Here is a 22400-nt window from a genome sequence, read left to right as displayed (position 1 = left end):
TCGCGGCGCTGGGCGAGGTCGGGGCGCTTGCCCGTAACCAGCGCTGTGATCGTCTTCCATGGTCCCGGCTCACCCTTCCCCCTGCCCGAACCGTGTGGTGCGCCCGACAGCGCGCCCCGCCGTGGGGCTGCGGCTGGCCGGAAGCGGGAAATCGGCTCTCTCGGCGCTAGCCAGCCGGGAGGTGCTGGGCGACGGACGGCACCGGGACGAACACGTGACTTGAGCCAGCGCTACGCGGGGCGGCATCAGGACTCGGTCAGACAGCGCCACGGTTGGGCATCAGGTGTTGTCGGGACTTGGTCAACACGCTTCAATGCGGGGGAACTCGGGGCCGTGAACGACGGCGTACGGATGTGAAGACCCCTGCCGTGCCGACGGGGTGGCCCCGACGAGCCGCGCGAACGGTCCGACCAACCGTTGTGAACAACCACAGAAAGGCCCCTGCATGCCGCACGCCACACAGCACGCGGACATCCCTGCCGTCGCCACCGCGGAACTGGACACGGCCCTGCGAGGCGGCCCCTTCCACGTCGCCCTGCGTGCCGCGATAGCTGCCCGGGGACTGCCGCTGCAGCGCGTGCAGCACCATCTGTCCCGTCGTGGCGTGAAGGTCGGCGTCACCAGCCTGAGCTACTGGCAGCAGGGCGCGCGCCGACCCCAGCGCCCCGAGTCACTGCGTGCGGTGCGGGCGTTGGAGGAGATACTCCAGCTGCCGGAGGAGTCCCTGATCCGCCTGCTCGCCGAGGCCGACGACCACTCCGCCCTCCAACGGCCCGCGGCCCGCTCCTACCGCTCCCTGGTGGAAGCCTCAGGTGTCCTGGAGCAGCTGCTGACCGAGCTGGACTGCCCGGTCGACTGCGGCGTGCACACCCTCGCCCACCACGAGCGGGTACGGATCGGGGCGCGCCGTGAGCTGGCGGGACGGGAGTCGCACCACATCGTGCGCGCCCACAAGGACGGCGTGGACCGCTTCGTGGCCGTCCACCACGGCGACCCGGGGTGCATGCCGGAACAGATGACGGTGCAGGCCATGGAGAACTGCCGTACGGGACGGGTCCGTTGGCACCACGACACGGGTGTCCTCGTGGCCGAGCTGCTCTTCGGTACGCGTCTACGGGCCGGCGACACCTACCTCTTCCGCTACGGCGTCGAGGACAGCACGGCCGATGTGTCCCGGGAATACGCCCGTGGCTTCCCTCTCTCGGGCGGCCAGTACGCCCTGCAGGTCCACTTCGCGGAGAACGCCCTCCCCGTCCGCTGCCACCGCTTCGCCCAGCACTCGGCGGCAGCGCCCCGCAGCGGCCGCCAAGGGCTGGCCCTCAGCGGCCTGCACCGGTCCGTCCACCTTGTCGAGCCACGGGTGCGGACGGGGATCGTGGGCATCGGGTGGGACTGGGAGTGAGGCGCCGCTCCCAGCTGTCGTCGGCCCGGCCGACCGCCACGTTCTTCCGGTACGGCCTGATTCTTGGTCCGGCCTAGTTCCGGCACTGCCCAGTTCCGGTTCCGCCTGGTGCGGGTACTGCCTGATCCCGGTGGCGCCTGATGCCGGTATGGCCTGGTCCCGATGCGGGCCGATCCAGCGCGGCTTGCATCCCCGCACGCCTTGACGCTCCCCTCGGCAGCCCAGGAGGGCACGTAAACGCTTGCGCAAGCGTTTACGTATGGCTCCGAATGGGATACGTTCCCGGCCAGAAGACCCGCGGCGGCCCGGGGAGGGACGCGGCACAGGCGGAACCGGGAGGGGATCCGATGGCAACCATGGCCGACGTCGCGCGGAGCGCCGGCGTGTCCGTGGCGACTGTCTCGCATGTGCTGAACGGCACCCGGCCGGTGCTGCCCCACACCCGCCAGGCTGTGCTGGACGCCATGGACGAGCTCGGCTACACGCCCAACACCCTCGCCCGTTCCCTGGTGACCTCCCGCACCCGGTCCATAGGGCTCGCGGTGTCGGCGATCAGCAACCCGTACTTCACGGAGATACTCCAGGGCGTCGAGGCCGCAGCCCTGCAACACGGCTACAGCCTGCTGATCGCCGACCCGCACGACGATCCGGTGCATGAACGCAAGGTCGTCCAGCTTCTGCACGAACGCCGGGTGGACGGCATGATCGTCGCGCCCTCCGCCGACCCACGCGAACTGATCGCCTACCTCGGGCGCCACAACGTGCCGACCGTCCTCCTGGACCGGGTGATCGACAACCCGGCGGACGGCTCGCCGCGCTTCGACCAGGTCTGCGCCGACGGCGCCGAACCCGCGGCCCGGCTGGTCACGCATCTCGCCGGACTCGGCCACCGGCGAATCGCCCTCATCGCCGGCCTGCCCGGACTCAGCACCACCGACGAGCGACTCACCGGATACCGGGACGGACTCGCAACCGCCGGGCTGGCCTACGACGAACACCTCGTGGTGCACGGCAACTCCGAGTCGGCCGGCGCCGAACAGGCCACCGCCGCACTGCTGTCACTCGCCGCTCCGCCCACAGCGCTGGTCACCGCCAACAACGCGATGACGATCGGCGCCCTGCGTGCCCTGCGCGACCGGCGTCTGTCCGTGCCCGACGACATCGCGCTGTGCTGCTTCGACGATTTCCCCTGGGCCGACCTGTTCTCTCCCCGGCTCACCGCGATAGCCCAGCCCAGCAGGGACATCGGCGCCGAGGCGGTCCGTGTGCTGCTGGACCGCCTCGCCTCGCCGGACCGACCCGCCCGGACCCTGCGTCTGCCCTGCAGCTTCGTACACCGCACCTCATGCGGTTGCCCCGAGCAGCCGCGGGGGTCCGGGAGGTCCGAGGCGTCCGAGGCGTCCGAGGCGTCCCAGGGAGCCGAGAAACTCGTGAGGCCGGAGGTGGCCGCGGAGTCCGAGGAACCCGCGGATTCCGGGAAATCCGAGGGCACCGCCAAGCCCCTGACATCCGACCGTCCCGAACAAACCCTGACGTCCGTGAAAGGAACCGTCTCGTGATCGTCGTCGCCGGTGAGGCCCTGATCGACCTGGTACCGCAGGGCACGGGCGCCCTCGCGAGCCTGAAGCCGGCGCTCGGCGGCGGCCCCTACAACACCGCCGTGGCCCTCGGCCGGCTCGGCTCCCCCACCGCCTTCTGCTCCCGCACCTCCTACGACGCGTTCGGGGAGGCTCTGCTCGGCGGACTGCGGGAGACCGGGGTGGACGTGTCGGCCGTGCAGCGCGGGACCGAGCCGACCACGCTCGCGGTCGCCACCATCGACACGAACGGCTCGGCTGCCTACTCCTTCTATGTCGATGGCACGGCGGACCGGCTCTTCACGGCACCGGCGGAACTTCCCGCTCAGGCCCGCGCGGTCTCCTTCGGCACCTGCTCGCTCGTCCTGGAACCGGGGGCGAGCGCCTATGAGGAGCTGATGCGGAGCGCGGCCGAGCAAGGGGTGTTCACCGCGCTCGACCCGAACATCCGGGCCGGACTGATTCCCGACCCGGACGGCTACCGGGCACGGTTCAAGAGCTGGCTGCCGTCGGTGTCGTTGCTCAAGCTCTCCGAGGAGGACGCGCTGTGGCTGGGCGGCACGCCGCGCGAGTGGCTGGCCGCGGGACCTGCGGCCGTCGTGATCACTCAGGGCGGTGACGGGCTGACCGCGTTCACGCGGGACGGTGCGGTGCACTCCGTACCGGGCGAGGAGGTCGACGTCGTGGACACGATCGGTGCGGGCGACACCGTGAACGCGGCCCTCTTGCACGGTCTGGCCGCACAGGACGCCCTGTCCGCCGAGGCGCTCGTGGGACTGGGCGCCGACGGCTGGACACGGCTGTTGCGGTTCGCGGCGCGGGCTGCCGCGATCACCTGCTCCCGGGCTGGCGCTGAACCGCCGTACGCCTCCGAACTGGGGGACTTCTAGGAGGCGTTCCCTTTTCCGTTCCGCTGTTGAGGAGTCAAGGTCCGTCAAAGCCGCCTGGATCGGGCGGCTGACTGTGCAACGGACGGCGCCCCGCGAGGAGTTCCCGCGGGGCGCCGCACTTTTCAGGATTTGTTCGGGCCCGTTGCCCGCCCGCCTCAGGCCTTGCGGGCCCGGGTGGTCTTCTTGGCGGGCGTCGCCTTCTTCGTGGCCCCGGCCGCCTTGTCGGTGGCCTTGTTGTTGGCGGCCTTCGTGGTCGCGGTCGACTTCGTGGCCGCGGCCGTCTTCGTGGTCTTGGCTGTCGCGGTCTTCCTCGCTGTCGCTCCTGCCGCCACCGTCTTCTTGGCGGCGGTCTTGCGCGGGGCCTTCACCGAGGACGCGTCGCTGATCCGGTCGGCGCCGAGGATCTCGCGCAGGAACTTGCCGGTGTGGCTGGCCGGGACCGCGGCGATCGCCTCGGGCGTTCCCTCGGCGATGACGAGGCCACCGCCGGCGCCGCCCTCGGGACCCATGTCCACGACCCAGTCCGCGGTCTTGATCACGTCGAGGTTGTGCTCGATGACGATGACCGTGTTGCCCTTGTCGACCAGACCGGCGAGGACCTTCAGCAGCTTGCTGATGTCCTCGAAGTGCAGACCGGTGGTCGGCTCGTCGAGGACGTAGACCGTGCGGCCGGTGGAGCGCTTCTGCAGCTCGCTGGCGAGCTTCACCCGCTGGGCCTCACCGCCGGACAGGGTGGTGGCGGACTGGCCGAGGCGGACGTAGCCGAGGCCGACGTCGTTCAGCGTCTTGAGGTGGCGGTTGATCGCCGGGACGGCCTCGAAGAAGTCCATGGCCTCTTCGATCGGCATGTTCAGGACCTCGGAGATGGACTTGCCCTTGTAGTGGACCTCCAGGGTCTCCCGGTTGTACCGGGCGCCATGGCAGACCTCGCACGGGACGTACACGTCCGGGAGGAAGTTCATCTCGATCTTGATGGTGCCGTCGCCCGCGCAGTTCTCGCAGCGGCCGCCCTTGACGTTGAAGGAGAAGCGGCCCGGCATGTAGCCGCGGACCTTCGCCTCGGTGGTCTCGGCGAACAGCTTGCGGATGTGGTCGAAGACGCCGGTGTACGTCGCCGGGTTCGAGCGCGGGGTGCGGCCGATGGGCGACTGGTCGACGTGCACGACCTTGTCGACGAGGTCGTCGCCGTCCACGCGCGTGTGCCGCCCGGGGACGTTGCGTGCGCCGTTGAGCTCGCGCGCCAGGTGCGTGTAAAGGATGTCGTTGACCAGCGTCGACTTGCCGGAGCCGGACACGCCGGTGACCGCCGTGAACACGCCCAGCGGGAACGAGACGTCGATGTCCTGGAGGTTGTTCTCACGGGCGCCGTGCACGGTGAGCTTCCGGGACGGGTCGTGCGGGCGGCGGATGTCGGGCAGCGGGATCGCCTTCTTGCCGGCCAGGTACTGACCGGTCTGCGACTCCGCGTTGGCGAGCAGCTCCTTCAGGGAGCCGCTGTGTACGACCTTGCCGCCGTGCTCACCGGCGCCGGGGCCGATGTCGACGACCCAGTCGGCGGTCTTGATGGTGTCCTCGTCGTGCTCGACGACGATGAGCGTGTTGCCCATGTCGCGCAGCCGGACCAGGGTCTCGATCAGCCGGTGGTTGTCACGCTGATGCAGGCCGATGGACGGCTCGTCGAGGACGTACAGCACGCCGACCAGGCCGGAGCCGATCTGAGTGGCCAGGCGGATGCGCTGGGCCTCGCCACCGGACAGCGTGCCCGCCGCACGGTTGAGCGAGAGGTAGTCCAGGCCGACGTCGACCAGGAACCGCAGCCGCTCGTTGACCTCCTTCAGCACGCGCTCGGCGATCTTCTTGTCGCGGGCGTTGAGCTTCAGCTCGCCCAGGAACTCCGCGCAGTCGCTGATGGACATCGCGGAGACCTCGGCGATCGACTTCTCCATGATCGTGACCGCGAGGACGATCGGCTTCAGACGCGTGCCCTCACAGGTGGGGCACGGCACCTCGCGCATGTACCCCTCGAAGCGCTCGCGGCTGGCGTCGCTCTCGGCCTCGCTGTGCCGGCGCTTGACGAAGGGGACGGCGCCTTCGAAGGGCGTCGTGTACACACGCTCACGGCCGTACCGGTTGCGGTACCGGACCTCGATCTGCGTCTTGTGCCCGTGGAGCAGGGCCTTCTTGGCGCGCTGCGGCAGGCCCGCGAAGGGGATGTCCGTACGGAATCCCAGCGCGTCCGCGAGGGCTCCGATCAGGCGGCCGAAGTAGTCCTTGGTGTGGCCGTGCGACCAGGGGTGGATGGCGCCCTCGTCGAGCGACTTGTCCTCGTCCGGGACGATCAGCTCGGGGTCGACCTCCATGCGCGTGCCGATACCGGTGCACTCGGGGCAGGCGCCGAAGGGCGAGTTGAAGGAGAAGGAGCGCGGCTCCAGCTCCTCGAAGGAGAGGTCGTCGTACGGGCAGTACAGGTGCTCCGAGTACATCCGCTCGCGCTCGGGGTCGCCCTCCGGGAGGTCGACGAAGTCGAGCACGACCATGCCGCCGGACAGGCCGAGGGCGGTCTCCACGGAGTCGGTGAGCCGGCGCTTGGCGGAGTCCTTCACCGTGAGGCGGTCGACGACCACCTCGATGGTGTGCTTCTCCTGCTTCTTCAGCGTAGGCGGGTTGGAGAGCTGGATCGTCTCGCCGTCCACCCGCGCGCGGGAGTAGCCCTTGGTCTGGAGATCGGCGAAGAGGTCGACGAACTCACCCTTGCGCTCGCGCACGAGCGGCGACAGCACCTGGAAGCGGCTCCCCTCCGGCAGCTCCAGGACCCTGTCGACGATGGCCTGCGGCGACTGGCGGGAGATCGGGCGGCCGCACTCGGGGCAGTGCGGCTTGCCGATGCGCGCGAAGAGCAGACGCAGGTAGTCGTAGACCTCGGTGATGGTGCCGACCGTCGAGCGCGGGTTGCGCGACGTCGACTTCTGGTCGATGGAGACCGCCGGGGACAGACCCTCGATGAAGTCGACGTCCGGCTTGTCCATCTGGCCGAGGAACTGCCGGGCGTACGACGACAGCGACTCCACGTAGCGGCGCTGTCCCTCGGCGAAGATGGTGTCGAAGGCCAGCGAGGACTTGCCCGACCCCGACAGGCCCGTGAAGACGATGAGCGAGTCGCGCGGCAGGTCGAGCGAGACATTCTTCAGGTTGTGCTCGCGCGCGCCACGGACGATGAGACGGTCGGCCACGCCGGTCCGCACCTTTCTTGAGAGAAGTGACAAGGGGGCGAGGCCCCCGTGCTTCTCGGACTAGGCCCCCGTGAATCTCAGACTAGGGGGAGCCACTGACAACGCCGGTCGGATTCCCGTATGCGAGAACAATCCCGGACCATCCAGCATGCCCGACGTCACGACCGACCCTATAGCACGCGCATTCGATTTACGGCACTCGTTCACCACCTTCACCCAAAGGTGTGGCGGGGCTAGTGTCAGCACCATGATTGATCACGCTCGTGACCTGGTGTCTGTACGCGAAGCGACCGATCGGCTGCTCACCGCAGCGGCCAAGCTGGACAACGCATCGGTGGCCGAGCCGTCACGGCTCCCCGGCTGGAGCCGCGGCCACGTCCTTGCCCATCTCGCCCGCAACGCGGACGCGCTCGTGAACGTCCTCGAAGGGCGGCCCATGTACGTCTCCGGCACCGCCCGGGACGCCGACATCGAGCGGGACGGCCCGCGGCTCCTCGACGTCCAGCTCACCGATGTACGTGAGAGCGCGGCCCGCTTCCAGGACACGGGAGCGGCACCCGCGGACTGGTCGCGCACGGTGGAGCTACGCAACGGCGTCACCGACGCGGCGGCCCGGGTTCCGTTCCGGCGGTGGGTGGAGGTGGAGCTGCACCACGTGGATCTCGGAATCGGGTACGAGCTGGAGGACCTGCCGGCCGAGTTCGTGGAGCGGGAGATCGACTTCCTCTCGGAGAGGTTCACCGGGCACCCCGATGTGCCGCCGACTCGTCTCACGGACGGCACGCGCGCGTGGAGCACGGGCCGGGAGGCGGGCGCTGCCGAGGTCACCGTCCGAGGGTCCGCACCCGACCTGCTCGGCTGGCTCGCCGGCCGCCGCGACGGGGCCGCCCTGAGCACGGAGGGGGGCACGCTGCCGTCGCTTCCCCCGCTGTAACGCCTGGACAGCCCAGCGCCCCCGCTACGGCTATAGGCTGCCGACATGACCTACAGCGGACAGGTGACGGTCGGTGGCCCCGCCGACGTGCACGAGCTCAAGGACCTGATGATCACCAAGATCGCGGTCGGCCCGATGGACAACAACGCCTATCTGCTGCGCTGCCGGGCCACGGACGAGCAGCTGCTGATCGACGCCGCCAACGAGGCGGAGACGCTGCTCGGCATGATCGGTGACGACGGCATCGCGTCCGTCGTCACCACGCACCAGCACGGCGACCACTGGCAGGCTCTCGCCGCGGTCGTCGAGGCGACCGGCGCGCGCACCCACGCCGGACGCGACGACGCCGAGGGCATCCCGGTGTCGACCGACGTCCTGGTCGACGACGGCGACACCATCCGGGTGGGGCGCGTGGAGCTCACCGCGCGCCACCTGGTCGGGCACACGCCGGGCTCGATCGCCCTCGTCTACGACGACCCGCACGGGCATCCCCATGTGTTCACCGGGGACTGCCTGTTCCCGGGCGGCGTGGGCAACACCCGTAAGGATCCAGAGGCGTTCGCCAGCCTGATCCACGACGTCGAGACGAAGATCTTCGACGTGCTCCCGGACGAGACCTGGGTCTACCCGGGACACGGCAACGACACGACGCTGGGCGCGGAACGGCCCCATCTGCCGGAGTGGCACGCACGGGGCTGGTGAGCCCGCGCGCCGCGCGTACGCGCCCCGTGTGAACCATTCACACGCGCCGGTGCCATGCGCGCACTCCCGGCGGGCGTTGTTGCGCGGTCAACTGGAAGCAGCCCCGCGCAGGATGACGGCTCCTGAGCGGTACGGGCCGCCGGTCTCACATCCCCGCCCTCGGCCGGCGGCCCCGGCGACTGCTATGGGGACAATTCACAGGAACGCAACACCCGTTCCCACTATGCGGACATTCACCGTCGTGACCTCGACAAAAGCGACGGTGTACTGTCAATCTCCCGCCATGCACCCTGCCCCTCGCGCGCTGCGCCGCGCCGTCGCCGTCGCAACGACAGCCCTCCTCGCCACCGCTCTCGGCTGTGCTCCGCAGCCGGACGGCAAGGCCGCCGACACGCCGTCGGGGTCGGCCGGGAGCACCTGCGCCAAGGGCAAGTTGGCCACCCAGACCTCAGGCAAGCTGACGATCGCCACCGACGAGCCGGCGTACGAGCCCTGGTTCAAGGACGACAAGCCCGCCAATGGTGAGGGCTTCGAGTCGGCGGTGGCCTACGAGGTGGCGAAGCAGCTCGGCTACGACAAGAGTGCCGTCGTCTGGCAGAGCGTGCCGTTCAACAAGGCCTTCGCGCCCGGCGTGAAGACCTTCGACTTCGACATCAACCAGGTGTCCATCAGCGACGAGCGCAAGAAGGCCGTGGACTTCTCGTCCGGCTACTACGACGTCCGCCAGGCCGTCATCGCCCTGAAGGACAGCAAGGCGGCCAAGGCCAAGAGCATCGCGGACCTGAAGGGTCTCAAGCTGGGCGCCCAGGTCGGCACCACCAGCCTCGACTACATCGACGACGTGGTGAAGCCGACCCAGGAGGCCGCCGCGTACGCCAAGAACGACCAGGCCAAGTCCGCGCTGAAGAACGGTCAGGTGGACGCCATCGTCGTCGACCTGCCGACCGCCTTCTACATCACCGCGGCCGAGGTGACGGACGCGACGATCGTCGGCCAGTTCGAGAACCAGAGCGGTACGCCGGAGCAGTTCGGGCTCGTGCTCGACAAGGGCAGCGCGCTCACCGCGTGCGTGACGGACGCAGTGGACACCCTGCGCGAGAACGGCACCCTGGCCAAGCTCGAGCAGCAGTGGCTGTCGGACGCCGTCGACGCCCCGGTGCTCAAGTGACGGTAACGAAGCAGGAGTCCGGCCACGGGGGCGCCGACGACGGCGGTGACATGGCCGGAGCGGGCGGCGACGGTTACGTCCCCTCGCAGCGACGTCTCGACCGCGAGCGCTACAAGCGCGCCCGCGCCCGCCGCGCCACGGCGATCGCCGCCCTCTCCACCCTGGTCACCGGCGTCGTTCTCTACCTGGTCGTGGTCAATGCGCCGGGCTGGCCGCGCACCAAGGAGACGTTCTTCAGCTGGGAGTACGCGCGCGAGGCGTTTCCCAAGGTGCTCGAAGGGCTCTGGCTCAATGTCCGGCTGCTGTTGATCTGCGGCGTGGCCGTACTGGTCCTCGGCATGCTCATCGCCGTCGCGCGCACTCTGCGCGGCCCGGTGTTCTTCCCTCTGCGCGCGCTGGCGGCGGCGTACACGGACTTCTTCCGGGGCCTTCCGCTCATCATTAACCTCATGATCGTCGTCCTCGGCGTCCCCGCGCTGCGGCTGCAGGGCGTGACCGTCGATCCGGTGCTGCTGGGCGGTACGGCGCTGACGCTGACGTATTCGGCGTACGTCGCCGAGGTGTTCCGCGCGGGCATCGAGTCCGTGCACCCCTCGCAGCGCGCCGCGGCCCGCTCCCTCGGCCTCACCAACCGGCAGGCGCTGCGTCACGTCGTCCTGCCCCAGGCCGTACGCCGTCAGGTGCCGCCGCTGCTGAACGACCTGGTGTCGTTGCAGAAGGACACCGGTCTGGTGTCGATCGGCGGCGCGGTGGACGCCGTACGCGCCGCGGACATCGTCGTGGGACGCAGCCTCAACTACACGCCGTACATCGTCGCCGGCTTGGTCTTCGTGGCGCTGACCATCCCGATGACCCGCTTCACGGACTGGGTGACGGCCCGGATGGACCGTCGGCGCGCCCAAGGAGGAGCCCTGTGAGCGACGCACCTGTGCTGCGTATGGAGTCCGTCCGCAAGACCTTCGGTGGCTCGGTCGTGCTGCGGGACGTCGATCTGGAGGTCGCCCCGCACACGGTGACCGCGCTGATCGGCGCCTCCGGCTCCGGCAAGTCGACGCTGCTGCGGTGCGCGAACCTTCTGGAGGACATCGACGACGGCGCGATCTGGCTGGACGGCGAGGAGATCACCGATCCGCGCGTCGACCAGGACGCCGTACGGCGCCGTATCGGCGTGGTGTTCCAGGCGTACAACCTCTTCCCGCACATGACGGTCCTGGAGAACATCACCCTCGCCCCACGCCGCGTGCACGGCGTGTCCCGCGCGCAGTCCGAGGCACGCGCGCGTGAGCTGCTGGAGCGGCTCGGGCTGGCCGAGAAGGCGGGCGAGTACCCGGATCGGCTGAGCGGCGGTCAGCAGCAGCGCGTCGCGATCGTGCGCGCGCTTGCGGTACGTCCCCGGCTGCTGCTGCTCGACGAGGTCACCGCCGCGCTCGATCCGGAGCTCGTGGGCGAAGTCCTCACCGTCGTCCGTGACTTGAAGGAAGACGGGATGACCATGGTGCTGGCCACCCATGAGATGGGGTTCGCACGCGAGGTCGCCGACCAGGTTTGCTTTCTGGACGGAGGCGTGGTGCTGGAGCGCGGCACGGCCGAGCAGATCTTCGGCGATCCGCAGCAGGAACGCACTCAGCGCTTCCTGCGGCGGATCGTGGAGGCGGGGCGGCTGTAAGGAGCGCTCACCACGGCGGGCGGTCCTTACAGCCGCCCCGCCGACCAGGTCAAGTGGCCGCCCGCCCCGCCCGTCCAGATCAGGTGTCCGCCTGTCCCGCGCCCGCCAGCGCCGCGACCCGCTCCACCCCGAAGACGTACCCCTGCACACCGCACCCGGCGATGACGCCGTCGGCGCGCAGGGAGACGTACGAGTGGTGCCGGAACGACTCGCGCTTGTGGATGTTGGAGATGTGGACCTCCAACACGGGCAGTCCGTCACAGGTGTTGAGTGCGTCCAGAATCGCAACCGACGTGTGCGAGTAGGCGCCGGGGTTGATCACGATCCCGCAGTGGTTCAGCCGTGCCTCGTGGATCCAGTCGACCAACTCACCCTCGTGGTTGGACTGCCGGAAGTCGATCGTGCCGCCGTGCGCGGCCGCCGCCTTCGCGCACAGGGCCTCGACATCGGCCAGGGTCTCCGAGCCGTAGATCTCCGGCTGGCGCTGGCCGAGCAGGTTCAGGTTGGGGCCGTTGAGAATCATGATCGGGGCGTTGGCCAGGGTGCGGGGCACGGTTCCTCCGGTCCGTTCGGGGTCGGGCGGTCCGTCGACCACCGCTGCTCAGACCCCGGTTTATCACGGTGCACGGCCCACGCCCTGGGTCCTACCCTCCAGTCATGACCATGATCTCGTACCCTCCCAAGCCCTCCCCCGGCGACCGCATCGCCGTCATCTCCCCCGGCGCGGGCCTGCCCGGCCTCTTCCCGCGCCCCTTTGAACTGGGTCTGGAGCGACTGCGCAAGGACTACGAGCTCGAACCGGTCGAATACCCGGCGACCCGCAAGATGGGCTCGATCCCGCAGGAGCGGGCCGACGACATCCACGCCGCGTTCGCCGACCCCGACATCAAGGCGGTCATCGCGTCCATCGGCGGCGACGACCAGATCACCGTGCTGCCGCTGCTGGACCGCGAGTTGATCCGGGCGAACCCGAAGCCGTTCTTCGGGATGAGCGACAACACGAACCTGCTCATGTACCTGCGTAACACGGGGATCGTCGGGTACCACGGCGCGACCGTGATGACCGCACTGGGCCGCTCCGTCGCCATGGAACCGTTGACCGCCGAATCACTGCGGGCCGCGCTGTTCACCTCCGGTGAGTACGAACTCCGGCCTGCCGAGCGCTGGAACGACGTCAACCGCGACTGGGCCGACCCGGCGACCTTCGACGCGGAGCCGGAGACGCGGCCCGGCAGCGGATGGACGTGGGTGAACGACGACCGGGTAGTGGAGGGCCGCAGTTGGGGCGGCTGTCTGGAGATTCTCGGCTGGCTCCTGATGGCCGATCGCGAGATCGCTCGCGACCTTTCCGAGTACGAAGGCGGAGTGCTGCTCCTGGAGACTTCCGAGGAGATGCCGAGCGGCACAGAGGTCTTCCGCACCCTGCGGAACATGGGCGAGCGCGGGCTGCTCCAGCGCTTCTCCGCGCTGCTCATGGGCCGGGCGAAGACCTGGTCCTTCGAGCGCCCCAACAGCCCCGAGGAGGCCGCTCGTTACGCATCCGAGCAACGTGAGGCCGTGCTGCGGGCCATGCGTATGTACGCCCCCAACACCTCGATCGTCTTCGACGTGGACTTCGGCCACACCGACCCGCAACTCGTCATTCCCTACGGCGGCATCGTCCGCGTCGACGGCCCTGCCCGGCGCATCACCGTCACATACTGACGAAGCCCCGCGCGCCCGTACGCCCCCGTAACCCACGGTCACCGTGGGTAGTTGACGCAGCATGCACGATGCACGCACAGTAAAGGCTCCCTCCATGCTGCGGCTCGCGACCGCCTCGCTCGCCGGGACGGCCATCGAGTTCTACGACTTCTTCGTCTACGGGACCGCCGCGGCGCTGGTCCTGGGGCCGCTGTTCTTCCCGACGTTCTCGCCGGTCGCGGGTACCCTGGCCGCCTTCGTGACGTTCGGCGTGGGTTTTGTGGCCCGGCCACTGGGGTCGGTGCTGTTCGGGCACATCGGCGACCGGCACGGACGCCGGCCGGTCCTCGTCGCCTCGCTGCTGCTGACCGGTGCCTCCACGGTCGCGGTCGGCTGCGTACCGACGTACGACACGATCGGTGTGTTCGCTCCCCTGCTGCTGCTCGTGCTGCGTTTTCTCCAGGGGCTCGGCCTCGGCGGCGAGTGGGGTGGTGCCGTGCTGCTGACCGTGGAGCACGCGCCGGTCGAGCGACGCGGCTTGTGGTCCAGCTTCCCGCAGGTCGGGCCCGCGGTCGGCTTCCTGCTCGCCAACGGGGTCGTGCTGGGGCTGTCGGCGACGCTGACCGAGGCGCAGTTCGCCGCGTGGGGATGGCGCGTGCCCTTCTGGGCGGCCGGTGTGCTGGCCGTGGTGGGGCTGTGGCTGCGGTCGTCGCTCACCGAGAGTCCCCGGTTCCTCGAAATCGACGACCACGCGCGCGTGCCGCTCGCCGAGGTCGTGCGCGACCACTGGCGGCTGGTGCTGCTGACCGCCGGGGCGCTCGCCATCGGTTACGCGATCTTCTACGCCGTGACGACCTGGTCCCTCGCCTACGCCACGGAGCGACTCGGAGTGGACCGCAGCGTCATGCTGACCTGCATCATGGCCGTGGTGCTGGTGAAGGGCTCGCTCACCCCCGTGGCGGCGGTGCTCGGCGACCGGTACGGGCGGCGGCCCCTGACCCTGATCGGATGCACCGCCGCCGCCCTGTGGATGTTCCCGATGGTCGCGCTCCTCGCCACGGGCGAGCCGTTGCTGATGTTCCTGGGCTTCCTCGGGGCGATGCTCGCGTTCATCACGATGTTCGCCGTGATCGCCGCGTATCTGCCCGAGCTGTACGAGCCCCGGGTGCGCTGCACCGGCGCCGCGGTGGGCTACAACCTCGGTGGCGTTCTCGGGGGCGCGCTCACGCCGATCGCGGCGACGGCGCTCGCCGAGCAGGGCGGCCGGGTGCCCTGGGGTGTGGGGGCGTATCTGACGGGGATCGCACTGCTCAGCCTGGGGTGCTTCGCACTGCTGCCGGAGACGCGTCCGGCATCCGCTGTGGCAGCGAAGCCCGCCACCGGGTGACGGGTCGCTGCACACATGAACGACGGTGGATACGGCTTGGGCGCGAGCTCCGGAAGCAACGGCGGTTACGGATTGAGTGCGAGCTCCAGATACGCCGCGAACAGCACCAGGTGGACGCCGCCCTGGAGCGGCGTCGCCCGGCCCGGCACCACCGTCAGCGAGCTCACCACCACCGTCAGGGCGAGCAGCACCATGTGGGTGGGGCCGAGGCCGAGGACGAGGGGGCCGGAGAGCCAGATGGAGGCCAGGGCGACCGCGGGGATGGTCAGGCCGATGCTGGCCATCGCCGAGCCGAGCGCGAGGTTCAGGCTGGTCTGCACACGGTCACGGCGGGCTGAGCGCAGCGCGGCGATCGTCTCGGGGAGCAGCACCAGCAGGGCGATGATCACGCCGACGACGGCGTGAGGCAGGTCAGCGGCCGCGACGCCGGACTCGATGGTGGGCGACACCCCCTTGGCCAGGCCGACCACCCCGATCAGGGCCAGGCCCAGCAACCCCAGGCTGATCCAGGCGGTCCGGGCGGAGGGCGCGTCGGCGTGGTCGTCCGCCGTGATCACGTCGCCCTGCCGGGTGATGGGCAGGAAGTAGTCGCGGTGCCGCACGGTCTGGGTCGCCACGAACAGGCCGTAGAGGATCAGCGAGGAGAGCGCCGCGAACGTCAGCTGGACGCTGGAGAACTCCGGCCCGGGCTTGCTCGTCGTGAACGTCGGCAGCACCAGGCTGAGCGTGGCCAGGGTGGCGACGGTCGCGAGCGCGGCTCCGGTGCCCTCGGGGTTGAACACCGCCGTACGGTGTCGCAGCGAGGCGACCAGCAGGCAGAGGCCGACGATGCCGTTGCAGGTGATCATCACGGCCGCGAAGACCGTGTCCCGGGCGAGGGTGGAGCTCTTGTCGCCCCCGTCCGCCATCAGGGTCACGATCAGGGCGACCTCGATGATCGTGACGGCGACGGCGAGGACGAGGGAGCCGAAGGGTTCGCCGACTCTGTGGGCGATCACTTCGGCGTGGTGCACGGCGGCCAGGACGGCCCCCGCGAGGACGAGCGTCACCAGGGCGACGGCCCAGCCGGGCAGGTCCCGTCCCCAGGTGAAGACCAGCAGGACGACCGCGAGCACCGGCACGAAGGACGTCCACCGGGTCGTGAGCGGCCCGAGCCGAGCGATCATGGAGCGATCGTCGCAGAGGGCTTGGGGCTTCGCATTCCGGTCCGGGTGGGTGTCAGGCGGTCCCGCGCCCTCGGGGTGCGGGGTTTCTGTGGGGCGTATGTCGCTGCGCGAAATCGGTCATCTCCTGTACGTCGCAGTCCGTGAAGGACGGCGCCCTGCTGCACAGCGCGGCCGTCTGCTCCGCGAGACTTGGTCGCCGGTCGAGGACACCCCGCGCATGACAAAGCACCGGGAGCGGTGCTCGGCGATTCGCTGGGCACCACTCCCGGTGTTGGTCGTTCCTACGTCCGACGTGGTCAGACGTCGATGCTGTCCTTCGGAGCGCCTTCGCTGCGCTCCTGCGCCGCCTCGGCAGCCGCCTGCTTCTTGGAGGCCATCAGGCTGGTGATCGTGGTGACGATCAGGACCGCGCAGATCACGCCGAGCGAGACCGGAATGCTGATCTCGGGGACGTGGACGCCGGACTCGTGCAGCGCGTGCAGCACCAGCTTGACGCCGATGAAGCCGAGGATGATCGACAGGCCGTAGCTGAGGTGGACCAGCTTCTTCAGCAGGCCACCGATGAGGAAGTACAGCTGCCGCAGACCCATCAGCGCGAAGGCGTTGGCCGTGAACACGATGTACGGGTCCTGCGTCAGGCCGAAGATCGCCGGGATGGAGTCGAGGGCGAACAGCACGTCGGTCGAGCCGATCGCCAGCATCACGACCAGCATCGGGGTCATGACCCGCTTGCCGTTCTCCTGGATCCACAGCTTGGTGCCGTGGTAGCGGTCGGCGACACCGAACCTGCGCTCGGCCGCCTTCAGCAGCTTGTTCTCCTCGAACTCCTCGTCCTCCTCGCCGGACCGGGCTTCCTGGATGAGCTTCCAGGCGGTCCAAATCAGGAAGGCGCCGAAGATGTAGAACACCCACGCGAAACTGGCGAGGATCGCGGCACCCGCGGCGATGAAGATGGCCCGCAGCACCAGGGCTATGAGGACACCGACCAGCAGTACTCGCTGCTGGTACTGGGACGGCACCGCGAACTTCGCCATGATCAGGACGAAGACGAAGAGGTTGTCGACGCTCAGCGACTTCTCGGTGATGAAGCCCGCGAAGAACTCGCCGCCGGCCTGCCCGCCGCCGAAGATCATCAGGCCGAGCCCGAAGAGGCCTGCCAGAACGATCCAGACAACGGTCCAGATTCCGGCTTCCTTGATCGACACGTCATGGGGCTTACGGCCTATGAAGAAATCGACCGCGATCAGGGCGGCAAGGCCCACGATGGTCAGGACCCATAGGGTCGGGGAAACATCCACTGCGCCTCCGGCAGTCGTAACGGCAAATGTCAGCGTCGTCGCGCGCCGGAGGTCTCTTCCACCCATGATGGGCCGACGCCCCGGGATCTGGCCTGATCCGTATTGACGGGTACGCCGCAGCAGACAGGGAGTACTCCCCTCCGTGCAATGAACAGTACCCAATCACCAAGGAAAGGTAAAGCGATTGGCAAAAGAAGCGCCAAGTGCGCTGGTCAGAGGCTCTTTACCAATACTTGGCGCGAGCTGCGGCGACCTGCGTGAGCACCTGCTGGAGCACTTGGCTGCCGGGCGGCACGAGTGAGGGCTCGTAGGTCCAGGCGTGCCCCACCCACGGGTCGGCGAGGTGGTCGTCCGGAACCGGCGTCAGTCGCATCAGCGAACGCCACAACGGGTCGAGCAACGGGCCGTACCCGGCCGCCTCCTCCCGGTCCGCGACCATCATCAGGTGGACGCCGACGGCCGGCCCTTCGTCCGCCAGGTAGCGCAGCTGGTTCACGGCCCGGTCGTCGAAGCCGTGCGGGAAGTCGTTGACGATCAGCAGCTGCTCGGAAGTGTCGAAACCGGGCGGCAGGGAGTCGGGCGCACCGCCGCGCACCGCCATCTGCACCAGGTCGACGCGCTGAGTGAGCCGAGCCAGCACCTCCGCGACGCCCGCCGCGCCCAACGCGGGCGGGGCCGCGAGCACACCGGTCTGCACCAGCGGTGCCAGCGGCAGGGCGCCCGAACCGGCCGGATCGATGACGTGCACGGTGAACTCGTCCGCCGGATAGACGGCGAGCAGCCGGGCAGCGTGCGCCACCGCCGTCTCCATGGCGAGGCGCCGCAGGTCGTGGGAGTCGGTGAACGAACCGTCGAGCGATCCGCCGCGCCCGCTGTCGATCCACAGGCCGCGCTCCAGCGGCAGCCGGACCAGCATCGGGATGCGCAACCGGTCGCTCTCGGGCAGGTGGAGGTCGCCCAGGCGCAGGGCCATGGGGATCTCCATCGGTGCGCGGTAGCCGTGCCAGACGGGGTTGTCCCAGCGCGCGTAGGCGGGCGGCAGCGCGGGTTCGACGACCTCGGCCTCGGCGGTGAGCTGGGCGATGTCCCGGTCGAGCGTCGCCCTGGCCTGGTTGACGAGTTGCGCGTGCTTGGCCTGGGCCGCCTCGCGTGCGGCGTCGCCCTGGCCGCCGATCCGGCTGCGCGGGTCCGACAGGACCTGGTCGAGCTCCTTCTCCATGCGCGACTCGGCGAAGTCGACCGCGCTGCGGTAGGCGGAGGTCGTACGGGCCAGGTCCTCGAACATGCCCCACACCTGGTTGTACAGCCGCTCGTCCATCGACCAGCCGGTGGCGTCGCCCGCGACGGGCTGTGCGGGCTGCCCGGGCTGGGCCGGGGGCGCGGTCGGCGGGGGCGGTGGCGGAGCCGCGTTCTGGCGGCGCGGGTGGCTGTAGTCGATCGGTCCGCCGGACGTGGGGGCGGACGGCTGGGCGGAGTCGGTGGCGCCGGTTCCGTCCTGATACGACGCCTGCTGCGTGGGCTGGCCCGGTGCGCCGGGCGACTGGATGTCGTACGGCGGCGTCGGCTGCCCGGCCCCACCCGGGGTCTGGGCGCCGTACGGCGACGTCGGCTGCGGTGGTACGGGACCTGGGGTGCCCTGCGACGCGGGGCCGCCCTGGTCCGGGCCGAGCGCCGGTGCGGCCGTCTGCCGGGAGCGGTCGCCGTCGGTCCGCGGCGGGGGCGCCGGCACCGAGCGGGCCATGCCCTGGGCCACGGCTTCGTTGATGCCGTCGGCGAGTTGATGGGCCTGGGGCAGGCCCTGGTCCGTGAGAAGGTCGGCGAGGCCGCCGGCGTAGCCCTGGCCGATCGCGCGCACCTTCCAGGCGTCCTGGCGGCGGTAGAGCTCCAGGGCGACGACGGCCGACTCGGCCTCCAAGCCGGTGATGGTGTAGCTGGCGACCTCGGTGCCGTCGAGGCCGGTGACCGCGACGAAGGGGGTGGCGACGGCGCCGAACCGGGTCGGCCCGCCCGCCCTGGTCGGCAGGGCGAGCAGCACACTGACGCGGTGGACGGCCTCCGGCATGGCGTCCAGGTCCACCGCGAGGCGATGGTCGGCGGCCGCCTGCCGGGAGACCTCAAGGCCGGGCAGAGTGGGGGCGCCCGGGTGAGCCACCCATTCGACGCCGTGAATCCTGCCCTGCTCGTCGCCGAGCGTGGCTCCCGCCACGATCGGCGTGCCGGCCGAGACCCGGATCTCCAGACGGGCCTGGGAGAGCGGGTGGTTCTGCCCCCGCACCAGCTCGGCCGTCATGCCTTCGTCCCCCCGTATCGCATGTGTCGTGTCGTGTGCCGCCCGCCGGGCCGCCGTTCAGCTCTTACAGGTGCGGCAGGATCGCCGGCATCAGGTCCTGGAAGGTGCGGCCGTTGGCCGGGGTGCCGAGGGCCGTCATCGACCAGCCCGGGCCCGAGCGGTGCACCTTCGCCATGATCTGGGCGGTGTAGGAACCGCCGCCCGCGAGGGTGTAGCGGGCGAGCTCCTCGCCGTTGGTCTCGTCGACCAGGCGGCAGAACGCGTTCTGCACCTCCTGGAAGGTCTGGCCCGTGAAGGAATTCACCGTGAAGACGATCTGGTCGATGTGGACCGGGATGCGCGCGAGGTCGACGAGGATCGCCTCGTCGTCGCCCTGGCCGACACCGCCGACGAGGTTGTCCCCGGTGTGACGCACCGAGCCGTCGTCGCTCACCAGGTGGCGGAAGAAGACGACGTCGACCGGCTGCTTGTCCGCGAACAGGACGGCGGAGGCGTCGAGGTCGACCTCCCGTGTCCGCGAGCCGAACAGGCCGCGCCGGGGAGCCGCCTGCCAGCCGAGACCCATGCGCACAGCGGTCAGGCTGCCACCGTCGTTCTTCTGCAGACTGATGGCCTGACCCTTGGTCATGTTGACGGACACGTGCTGATTCCCCTCTCGAGCTGTCCCCTGTTGGCCGCGGGCTCCGCGGATGACCAGAACCCTACGCAGGGGCACTGACAGTGCCGTACCCCGGTCCGCACTTTGTGTCGGTCTTGCAACACAGCGCGTACTCGGCAGCCCCCGAAGGCCGTTCGGGGGCTCCCCTCCCGGGCCGGGGACCAGAGCCCGTGGTCCCGTCAGGCCAGGCCCGCCTCCTTCATCTGGCGCAGTTCCTTCTTCATCTCGGACACCTCGTCACGGAGTCGGGCCGCGATCTCGAACTGCAGATCCGCGGCGGCGGCGCGCATACGCTCCGTCAACTCCTCGATCTGCTCGGCGAGATCGGCCGCCGGCCGGTCGGTCGGCACCGTCTCCTTCGCCTTGCCCTTGGCGGACTTGGCCGCCTTCGCGCCCTTGGCCGCCTTGTCGCCGAGGGAGGGCACCGGCGCCTTGGTGCCCCGGCCGTCCTTCTTGGCGCGGTAGCCGCTACCGAGCAGCTGTTCCGTGTCGACGTCCTCGCGGGCGATCTGCGCGACGATGTCGTTGATCTTCTTGCGCAGTGGCTGGGGGTCGATGCCCTTCGCCTTGTTGTACGCGACCTGCTTCTCCCGGCGGCGGTTGGTCTCGTCGATGGCCTTCTCCATCGCCGGGGTGATCTTGTCGGCGTACATATGAACCTGGCCGGAGACATTGCGCGCCGCGCGGCCGATGGTCTGGATGAGGGAAGTGCCGGAGCGCAGGAAGCCCTCCTTGTCGGCGTCGAGGATCGCCACCAGGGACACCTCGGGGAGGTCGAGGCCCTCACGCAGGAGGTTGATGCCGACGAGGACGTCGAACTCGCCGGCGCGCAGCTCCCGCAGCAGCTCGACACGGCGCAGAGTGTCGACGTCGCTGTGCAGATAGCGGACCTGGATGCCGAGCTCCAGGAAGTAGGCCGTGAGGTCCTCGGCCATCTTCTTGGTGAGGGTGGTGACCAGGACGCGCTCGTCCTTCTCGACGCGGTCCCGGATCTCGTGGACGAGGTCGTCGATCTGGCCCTCGGTGGGCTTGACGACGACTTCCGGGTCGACGAGGCCGGTGGGACGGATGATCTGCTCGACCTGGCCGTCCCCGCGGGAGAGCTCGTAGTTGCCGGGGGTCGCCGACAGGTAGACGGTCTGCCCGATGCGGCCCTGGAACTCCTCCCACTTCAAGGGGCGGTTGTCGAGGGCGGAGGGCAGGCGGAAGCCGTGGTCGACGAGGGTGCGCTTGCGGGATGCGTCGCCCTCGTACATGGCCCCGATCTGCGGCACCGTGACATGCGACTCGTCGATGACGAGCAGGAAGTCGTCCGGGAAGTAGTCCAGCAGGGTGTTCGGCGGGGAGCCGGGCTCGCGGCCGTCGAAGTGCATCGAGTAGTTCTCGACGCCGGAGCAGCTGCCGATCTGGCGGAGCATCTCGAGGTCGTAGGTCGTACGCATCCGCAGGCGCTGGGCCTCCAGGAGCTTGCCCTGCTTCTCCAGCTCGGCGAGACGCTCCCCCAGCTCCTTCTCGATGTCGTTGGCGGCCCGCTCCAGGCGCTCGGGGCCGGCGACATAGTGGGAGGCCGGGAAGACGTACAGCTGCTCGTCGTCGCTGATGATCTCGCCGGTGAGCGGGTGGAGCGTGGACAGGGCCTCGATCTCGTCGCCGAACATCTCGATGCGGACCGCGAGCTCCTCGTAGACCGGGAAGATCTCGACGGTGTCGCCGCGAACCCGGAAGGTGCCGCGGGTGAAGGCCATGTCATTGCGCGTGTACTGGATGTCCACGAAGCGGCGCAGCAGTTGGTCCCGGTCGATCTCCTCGCCGACCTTGAGGGGGACCATGCGGTCCACGTATTCCTGCGGCGTACCGAGGCCGTAGATGCAGGAGACCGAGGCGACCACGACGACGTCACGGCGGGTGAGCAGCGAGTTGGTCGCGGAGTGGCGCAGGCGTTCGACCTCCTCGTTGATCGAGGAGTCCTTCTCGATGTAGGTGTCCGACTGCGGGACGTAAGCCTCGGGCTGGTAATAGTCGTAGTACGAGACGAAGTACTCGACGGCATTGTTCGGCAGGAGCTCGCGGAATTCGTTCGCCAGCTGGGCGGCCAGCGTCTTGTTCGGCGCCATCACGAGGGTGGGGCGCTGGAGCTTCTCGATCATCCACGCGGTGGTGGCGGACTTGCCTGTGCCGGTCGCGCCGAGCAGGACGACGTCCTTCTCGCCGGACTCGACGCGCCGGGCGAGCTCGGCGATGGCCTGCGGCTGGTCGCCGCTGGGCTGGTAGGGACTGACGACCTCGAAGGGCGCCACCGTGCGTTCGATGCTGGAAACGGGCCGCATGAACCCACCGTACGACCCGCCA

Annotated in this window: 17 protein-coding genes; 10 read left to right on the top strand and 7 right to left on the bottom strand. The window is 69.5% G+C overall.

What is annotated here, in order from left to right; all coding sequences use genetic code 11:
* Positions 1–445: 445 nt before the first annotated feature.
* From ACIA8X_RS19000 to ACIA8X_RS18990, 3 genes are all read left to right on the top strand, one after another.
* The gene (locus ACIA8X_RS19000; RefSeq protein WP_393442784.1) at positions 446–1402 is read left to right on the top strand and encodes a hypothetical protein; all 957 of its coding nucleotides are present in this window, start codon (positions 446–448) and stop codon (positions 1400–1402) included.
* A 347-nt stretch (positions 1403–1749) separates the two neighbouring features.
* Positions 1750–2961 (top strand): LacI family DNA-binding transcriptional regulator, encoded by a 1212-nt coding sequence (locus ACIA8X_RS18995; RefSeq protein WP_399458704.1) that lies wholly within the window; start codon positions 1750–1752, stop codon positions 2959–2961.
* Positions 2958–3869 carry a carbohydrate kinase gene (locus tag ACIA8X_RS18990; RefSeq protein ID WP_399458703.1) on the top strand — a complete coding sequence of 304 codons (912 nt, stop codon included), beginning with the start codon at positions 2958–2960 and terminating at the stop codon, positions 3867–3869. Before ACIA8X_RS18995 ends, ACIA8X_RS18990 begins: the two co-directional genes overlap by 4 nt.
* A 155-nt stretch (positions 3870–4024) precedes the next feature.
* On the opposite strand, the gene uvrA is transcribed toward ACIA8X_RS18990, so the two are convergent.
* Positions 4025–7099, bottom strand: coding sequence for an excinuclease ABC subunit UvrA (gene uvrA, locus ACIA8X_RS18985; protein ID WP_399458702.1), 3075 nt, complete (start codon positions 7097–7099; stop codon positions 4025–4027).
* 247 nt (positions 7100–7346) lie between these two features.
* On the opposite strand from uvrA, the gene ACIA8X_RS18980 reads away from it, so the two are divergent.
* The 5 genes from ACIA8X_RS18980 to ACIA8X_RS18960 all read left to right on the top strand — a co-directional run bounded on the left by ACIA8X_RS18980 (position 7347) and on the right by ACIA8X_RS18960 (position 11569).
* On the top strand, positions 7347–8033 hold the full coding sequence (locus ACIA8X_RS18980; RefSeq protein WP_393442776.1) for a maleylpyruvate isomerase family mycothiol-dependent enzyme: 687 nt from the start codon (positions 7347–7349) through the stop codon (positions 8031–8033).
* A gap of 45 nt (positions 8034–8078) precedes the next feature.
* Positions 8079–8735 (top strand): MBL fold metallo-hydrolase, encoded by a 657-nt coding sequence (locus ACIA8X_RS18975; protein ID WP_393442774.1) that lies wholly within the window; start codon positions 8079–8081, stop codon positions 8733–8735.
* A 283-nt stretch (positions 8736–9018) separates the two neighbouring features.
* Positions 9019–9903: an ABC transporter substrate-binding protein gene (locus ACIA8X_RS18970; RefSeq protein WP_393442772.1), complete on the top strand. Its 885-nt coding sequence runs from the start codon at positions 9019–9021 to the stop codon at positions 9901–9903.
* Positions 9900–10820, top strand: coding sequence for an amino acid ABC transporter permease (locus tag ACIA8X_RS18965; protein WP_393442770.1), 921 nt, complete (start codon positions 9900–9902; stop codon positions 10818–10820). The genes ACIA8X_RS18970 and ACIA8X_RS18965 overlap by 4 nt, the downstream gene beginning before the upstream one ends.
* 20 nt (positions 10821–10840) lie before the next feature.
* Entirely contained in the window at positions 10841–11569 is a 729-nt protein-coding gene (locus ACIA8X_RS18960; RefSeq protein WP_399458771.1) for an amino acid ABC transporter ATP-binding protein, read from the top strand.
* A 79-nt stretch (positions 11570–11648) separates the two neighbouring features.
* On the opposite strand, the gene aroQ is transcribed toward ACIA8X_RS18960, so the two are convergent.
* The gene (gene aroQ / locus ACIA8X_RS18955; protein ID WP_393442768.1) at positions 11649–12122 is read right to left on the bottom strand and encodes a type II 3-dehydroquinate dehydratase; all 474 of its coding nucleotides are present in this window, start codon (positions 12120–12122) and stop codon (positions 11649–11651) included.
* Positions 12123–12226: 104 nt separating this feature from the next.
* On the opposite strand from aroQ, the gene ACIA8X_RS18950 reads away from it, so the two are divergent.
* Positions 12227–13273, top strand: a complete 1047-nt coding sequence (locus tag ACIA8X_RS18950) for a S66 peptidase family protein (protein WP_399458701.1) — start codon at positions 12227–12229, stop codon at positions 13271–13273.
* A gap of 94 nt (positions 13274–13367) precedes the next feature.
* Positions 13368–14639 (top strand): MFS transporter, encoded by a 1272-nt coding sequence (locus tag ACIA8X_RS18945; protein WP_393442764.1) that lies wholly within the window; start codon positions 13368–13370, stop codon positions 14637–14639.
* A 65-nt stretch (positions 14640–14704) separates the two neighbouring features.
* Here ACIA8X_RS18945 and ACIA8X_RS18940 read toward each other — a convergent pair whose 3' ends face one another.
* From ACIA8X_RS18940 to uvrB, 5 genes are all read right to left on the bottom strand, one after another.
* The gene (locus ACIA8X_RS18940) at positions 14705–15805 is read right to left on the bottom strand and encodes a calcium:proton antiporter (protein ID WP_399458700.1); all 1101 of its coding nucleotides are present in this window, start codon (positions 15803–15805) and stop codon (positions 14705–14707) included.
* Between the two features lie 296 nt (positions 15806–16101).
* Positions 16102–17103: a TerC family protein gene (locus ACIA8X_RS18935; RefSeq protein ID WP_393442760.1), complete on the bottom strand. Its 1002-nt coding sequence runs from the start codon at positions 17101–17103 to the stop codon at positions 16102–16104.
* A 223-nt stretch (positions 17104–17326) separates the two neighbouring features.
* Entirely contained in the window at positions 17327–19393 is a 2067-nt protein-coding gene (locus tag ACIA8X_RS18930; RefSeq protein ID WP_399458699.1) for a TerD family protein, read from the bottom strand.
* A 64-nt stretch (positions 19394–19457) separates the two neighbouring features.
* The gene (locus ACIA8X_RS18925; protein WP_393442756.1) at positions 19458–20033 is read right to left on the bottom strand and encodes a TerD family protein; all 576 of its coding nucleotides are present in this window, start codon (positions 20031–20033) and stop codon (positions 19458–19460) included.
* Between the two features lie 197 nt (positions 20034–20230).
* A complete protein-coding gene (gene uvrB / locus ACIA8X_RS18920) occupies positions 20231–22378 on the bottom strand; it encodes an excinuclease ABC subunit UvrB (RefSeq protein ID WP_393442754.1) in 2148 nt (715 codons plus the stop codon).
* Positions 22379–22400: the final 22 nt, after the last annotated feature.

Source organism: Streptomyces sp. NPDC051738 (genome assembly GCF_044453205.1).
GTDB lineage: Bacteria > Actinomycetota > Actinomycetes > Streptomycetales > Streptomycetaceae > Streptomyces.
This window is presented reverse-complemented; position numbering and strand designations above follow the sequence as displayed.